General features: G+C 64.5%; 7 protein-coding genes. 5 read left to right on the top strand and 2 right to left on the bottom strand.

All coding sequences use genetic code 11. The annotated features are described in order from the left end of the window. From ABZE94_RS20235 to cmoB, 5 genes are all read left to right on the top strand, one after another. The coding region (locus ABZE94_RS20235) for a S16 family serine protease (RefSeq protein ID WP_372877843.1) at positions 1-457 on the top strand (457 nt) is incomplete at its 5' end. Between the two features lie 132 nt (positions 458-589). After that, positions 590-982: a protease inhibitor I42 family protein gene (locus tag ABZE94_RS20230; protein WP_372877841.1), complete on the top strand. Its 393-nt coding sequence runs from the start codon at positions 590-592 to the stop codon at positions 980-982. A 265-nt stretch (positions 983-1,247) separates the two neighbouring features. Then, positions 1,248-1,820 (top strand): hypothetical protein, encoded by a 573-nt coding sequence (locus tag ABZE94_RS20225; RefSeq protein WP_372877839.1) that lies wholly within the window; start codon positions 1,248-1,250, stop codon positions 1,818-1,820. Between the two features lie 187 nt (positions 1,821-2,007). Next, positions 2,008-2,751, top strand: coding sequence for a carboxy-S-adenosyl-L-methionine synthase CmoA (cmoA, locus tag ABZE94_RS20220; RefSeq protein ID WP_372877837.1), 744 nt, complete (start codon positions 2,008-2,010; stop codon positions 2,749-2,751). Continuing rightward, positions 2,748-3,716, top strand: coding sequence for a tRNA 5-methoxyuridine(34)/uridine 5-oxyacetic acid(34) synthase CmoB (gene cmoB / locus ABZE94_RS20215; RefSeq protein WP_372877835.1), 969 nt, complete (start codon positions 2,748-2,750; stop codon positions 3,714-3,716). The genes cmoA and cmoB overlap by 4 nt, the downstream gene beginning before the upstream one ends. 147 nt (positions 3,717-3,863) lie before the next feature. On the opposite strand, the gene pdxJ is transcribed toward cmoB, so the two are convergent. Then, positions 3,864-4,607 carry a pyridoxine 5'-phosphate synthase gene (gene pdxJ / locus ABZE94_RS20210; RefSeq protein ID WP_372877833.1) on the bottom strand — a complete coding sequence of 248 codons (744 nt, stop codon included), beginning with the start codon at positions 4,605-4,607 and terminating at the stop codon, positions 3,864-3,866. Then, positions 4,600-5,052 (bottom strand): DNA repair protein RecO (locus ABZE94_RS20205; RefSeq protein WP_372877831.1); only part of this gene is annotated, 453 nt, incomplete at its 5' end. The genes pdxJ and ABZE94_RS20205, both read right to left, overlap by 8 nt.

Raw genomic sequence — 5,052 nt, 5'->3', positions numbered from 1 at the left:
TCGCGGCTTCAAGCTCACCGGCCAGCTCGGCGAGGTGATGAAGGAATCGGCGGAAATCGCCCACAGCTACATCAGCTCGCACCTGAAACAGTTCGGCGGCGACCCGAAGTTCTTCGACCAGGCCTTCGTCCACCTGCATGTACCCGAAGGCGCCACACCCAAGGACGGTCCCAGCGCCGGGGTGACCATGGCCAGCGCCCTGCTCTCGATCGCGCGCAACCAGGCGCCGAAAAAAGGCGTGGCCATGACCGGCGAACTGACCCTCACCGGCCAGGTCCTGCCGATCGGCGGGGTGCGCGAGAAAGTCATCGCCGCGCGCCGGCAGAAGATCTTCGAACTGATCCTGCCGGAAGCCAACCGCGGCTCCTACGAGGAACTGCCGGACTACCTCAGGGAAGGCCTGACCGTGCACTTCGCCAAACGCTACGGCGATGTGGCCAAGGTGCTGTTCGACTAGAGCACCTGTAGCCCGCATGCCATTCTGAGGTTTCCCCGGATTGCATCCGGGCTACAAAAGCCCTCGGCGGCTTACGCCTTGGCCTGCACAGCGGCTATGCTGGCAGGCGTTTGCCGACTCCAGGAGTTCACCATGCCCACCGCCCGCCGCCTGCTACTGCCGCTCGGCCTCGCCCTGCTGAGCGCCTGCGCCTACCAACCCGGCAGCCTGACCGTGCACCAGCAAAGCCAGTGCCCGCTGCGCCTGCACAGCGGCCAGCACTTGATCCTGACCCTGCCGAGCAACCCGACCACGGGGTTCCGCTGGGTGCTGCGCGACGACGCCGGCAGCCTGCTCGACAGCCTAGGCCCCGAGGTCTACAGCAACCCGGAAGACGCGGGGCTGATCGGCAGTGCCGGTCAGTCGACCTGGCGCTTCCAGGCCAGACAGGCCGGCGAAGGCCACCTGCTGCTGACCTATCAGCGCCCCTGGGAATCCGAAGTCGCCCCGGCAAAGACCTTCGACTGTCCGATCCGGGTCAAGTAAGGCGAATCGTGACAGCGCCCTGGACTGGGCGCTGCCGAGGGGCATATCGCCATGACCTCGCAAAGGTCGTGCAGCTATCGAGCGCCGTCGCGAGACCGCCTCCAAACGCCCGCAGCGGACGCTTGGAGACGACCGCAGTAGGCGGGAGTTTTTCACGACCCCTCACCCTGTAACGACACCCGCTCGGCTGTTAGGCAAACGAAACAGCAAATCCCGACTAAATTGACTATATGGCGTGACAGTATCCGACGCGTGGGAGGACGACATGACAACCCGCTGGCGTGAAACTTTGATAGTCGTGACTTTGATCGGTTTGAGTGGCTGCGGCAGTCTGCTACCCAGCGAACGCGCCGAGGTGCAGTCGCCATTTATCGACTACCTGGATGCGGAAATGCGCTATTCCCAGGCGGTCAACGGCATGACCAGTCGCTCCGAACTGTTCGCCCTGGGCTTTGACCCGCTGGCCCAGGGAAACGGCAAGATGCTCTCCTTCATCGACGTACGGCTGATGTTCGTGCAGCCGAACATCCCCATCGAATACCTGCCGAACGGCCTGGTGCAATGCCTGGAAGCCAAGGATCGCTGTATCGGCTATGCCTTCGAATTCACCAAGAGCGATACCAAGCGGGTCGGCAGTTTCTGGGCCGACGTGTTCAACTTCCGCAAACAGCGGGCAATGCAGGGCTGGTCGTTCCGCGCGGTATTCGTACTGGTCGACGACACCCTGGTGCACAAGGTCAGCAATGGCGAGCCGAACATTCGTCACTTCGAAGTCAAACGCAACCCGCTGGGTCCGCTGCAGGGCGCCGGTGAGTATTTCTCCGATCAATTGAAGTGATCCCACCTGCTGCTGCCCCCTGACAACGGCATGCCGCAAGATAACCCGCTGCACGGCAGCCCTGGCGGCAAGGCTGCCGCCCTCACCCCGTGCTGCGCTGCGCAGAGGAAGAAGGACACAAGGGCGTCGTCGCTGCGCGACTTTCACGCTAAAATCGCCGGCTTTCTCGACCTCGCGCGGAACCACCGTGAAAAAACAGCCCGACCGTCTCTTCGCCCAGCCCCTGCCCCAGGTGCCGGACTTCGCCTTCAACGAGGATGTGGTGCGGGTGTTCCCGGACATGATCAAGCGCTCGGTGCCCGGTTACCCGACCATCGTCGAGAACATCGGCGTACTCGCCGGCCAGTTCGCCCAGCCGCACAGCGTGCTCTACGACCTCGGCAGCTCCCTCGGTGCGGTGACCCAGGCCCTGCGCCGCCACGTCCAGGTCGAAGACTGCCGAGTGATCGCGGTGGACAACTCCAGCGCCATGGTCGAGCGCTGCCGCGAATACCTGCATGCCCAGGATTCGATGTTCCAGGAGCTGTTGCCGGTCGAGGTAATCGAGGCCGATATTCTCAGCCTGGAGTTCCAGCCGACCTCGCTGGTGGCGCTGAATTTCACCCTGCAATTCATCCAGCCCGAACAACGCCTCGAACTGCTAACGCGTATTCGCCAGGCCCTGCTGCCCGGCGGCGCCTTGATCCTCTCGGAAAAACTGCGCTTCGAGGATGTCGAGCAACATCAGCTGCTCGGCGACCTGCATATCGCCTTCAAGCGCGCCAACGGCTACAGCGAACTGGAAATCGCGCAGAAACGCAGCGCCATCGAGAAGGTCATGCTCCCCGACAGCCTGGAGCAACACCGCGAGCGCCTGCTGACCGCCGGTTTCAGCAAGGTGGTGCCCTGGTTCCAGTGCCTCAACTTCGCCTCATTGATTGCCCTGCCATGATCAACCGCCTCGACCTCGACGCCCTGCAAGCCGCGCTGGCCGGCACCCCGCTGCAAGACTGGGCAGCGGGCCTGCCCGGACAGATCGACGCCAAACTGGCCATCGGTCATGGCGACCTGCAACGCTGGTACGGCGCCGTTCAGGCCTTGCCGGCGCTGAACGTCGAGCAACTGGAGCTGTTGACTGCCTTCACCTTCGGCGGTGCCTGCGATGAACGCACCCGCGCCGCACTGAAAAACGCGCTGCAAGGCTTGATCCCCTGGCGCAAGGGCCCCTTCGAGCTGTTCGGCGTGCAGGTGGATACGGAATGGCGCTCGGACTGGAAGTGGCAGCGCGTGGCGCCCTACCTCGACCTGGCCGGCAAGCGCGTGCTGGATGTCGGCTGCGGCAACGGCTACTACATGTGGCGCATGCTCGGTGCCGGTGCCGAGAGCGTGGTCGGCATCGACCCCAACTGGCTGTTCCTCTGCCAGTTCCTGGCGATCAAGCATTACCTGCCCGACCTGCCGGTCTGGCACCTGCCGCTGGCCTTCGAAGAGCTGCCGGGCAAGCTGCAGGGCTTCGATACGGTGTTTTCCATGGGCGTGCTCTACCACCGGCGCTCGCCGATCGACCACCTGCTGGATCTCAAGGATTGCCTGGTCAAGGGCGGCGAACTGGTGCTGGAAACCCTGGTGGTGGAAGGTGATGTCCAGCAGGTGCTGGTACCCGAAGACCGCTACGCGCAGATGCGCAACGTCTGGTTCCTGCCCTCGGTGCCGGCACTGGAACTGTGGCTGCGCCGCGCCGGCTTCGTCGACGTGCGCTGCGTGGATGTCAACACCACCTCGGTGCAGGAGCAGCGCGCGACCGACTGGATGCGCTTCCAGTCGCTGCCGGAATTCCTCGACCCGGCCGACCACAGCCGCACCCTCGAAGGCCTGCCGGCACCGACCCGCGCGGTGCTGGTGGCGCGCAAGCCGTGATTGTCGGCGTTCATTCGTGCCGGGGGTGGGCTGAATCATTCAAGTCGTAGGGTGGACTCAGGAGCGCAGCGAACAGTCCACCATTACCAGCAGCAACGGCGTACTGCTTCGCGAGTACGCCCTACAGCGTCAGTCCACACCCATGAGCTAGCGATTGGCTGCCGCAACGATCAACTGCTTCATCTCCACCACCGCCTGCTTGAAGCCGACGAACAGGGCATGGGCGACCAGGGCGTGGCCGATGTTCAGCTCGTTGATTCCGGGGATCGCCGCCACCGCCTCGACGTTGTGGTAATGCAGGCCGTGGCCGGCATTGACGATCAGGCCGTGGGCCAGGCCGCAGGCCACGCCGTCGCGAATCCGCGCCAACTCCTTGGCCGTTTCGACCGGCGTACTGGCATCGGCATAGCGCCCGGTATGCAGCTCGATAGCAGGCGCACCGACGCGCTTGGAGGCTTCGATCTGCTGCGGGTCCGGGTCGATGAACAGCGAGACTTCGCAGCCGATCCGGCTCAGGCGCTCAACCGCGGCGCGTATCCGCGCTTCTTGCCCGGCCACGTCCAGGCCGCCTTCGGTGGTCAGCTCCTGGCGGGTTTCCGGCACCAGGCAGACGTGCTCGGGACGAATGCTTTCGGCGAAGGCGAGCATCTCTTCGGTGACGCCCATCTCGAAGTTCATCCGCGTCTGCATGACCTCCCTGAGCACCCGCACGTCACGCTCCTGGATATGCCGACGGTCTTCGCGCAGGTGCACGGTGATGCCATCGGCGCCCGCCTCCTCGGCGTCCAGCGCGGCCTTGACCGGATCCGGGTAACGCGTACCGCGGGCCTGGCGCAGGGTCGCCACATGGTCGATGTTCACACCCAGCAGAATTCGGTTGGCGTCAGTCACGTGGTGGCTCCTTGAGCGTCATGAACAGTTCGCGGCTGACCAGCGGTCGACCGCCTAAATGGGGTGCCAGGGCCTGGCGCATGAGGCGTTTGGCCGCGGCCAGGGCGCCTGGAACGCTCCAGTCGGCCTCGGCCATGGCGAGTAATTCGCTGCCGTGGAACACGCCCGGCTGCAACTGGCCGACCGCTTCCAGGCCGGCATCCGCTTGCAGGCGATAGAGGCCCGCGGCGGCGATCGGCTGGCCGAGCCGATCCATATCCAGGGCGAAACCATAGCCCAGCTCATCGAGCAAACGCCATTCAAATGAACGCAGCAAGGGCTCCAGCGCACGGCCCTGGGCCAGCGCCAGCACGGTCATGGCGTAGTGGTCGAACGTCGCCGGGTGCGGGTCTTGCTCAGGCAGCAGGCGGATCAGCAGCTCGTTCAGATAGAGGCCGCTGAACAG

Source organism: Pseudomonas sp., assembly GCF_041601375.1.
Classification (GTDB): Bacteria; Pseudomonadota; Gammaproteobacteria; order Pseudomonadales; family Pseudomonadaceae; genus Aquipseudomonas.
Note: the sequence above shows the minus strand (reverse complement) of the source record. Positions and strands in the feature narration are given on the sequence as shown.

Excerpts from the sequence above, each read along its gene's own strand:
- ABZE94_RS20230 (WP_372877841.1), top strand. The coding sequence starts at position 590 with ATGCCCACCGCCCGCCGCCTGCTACTGCCGCTCGGCCTCGCCCTGCTG.
- ABZE94_RS20225 (WP_372877839.1), top strand. The coding sequence starts at position 1,248 with ATGACAACCCGCTGGCGTGAAACTTTGATAGTCGTGACTTTGATCGGT.
- cmoB (WP_372877835.1), top strand. The coding sequence starts at position 2,748 with ATGATCAACCGCCTCGACCTCGACGCCCTGCAAGCCGCGCTGGCCGGC.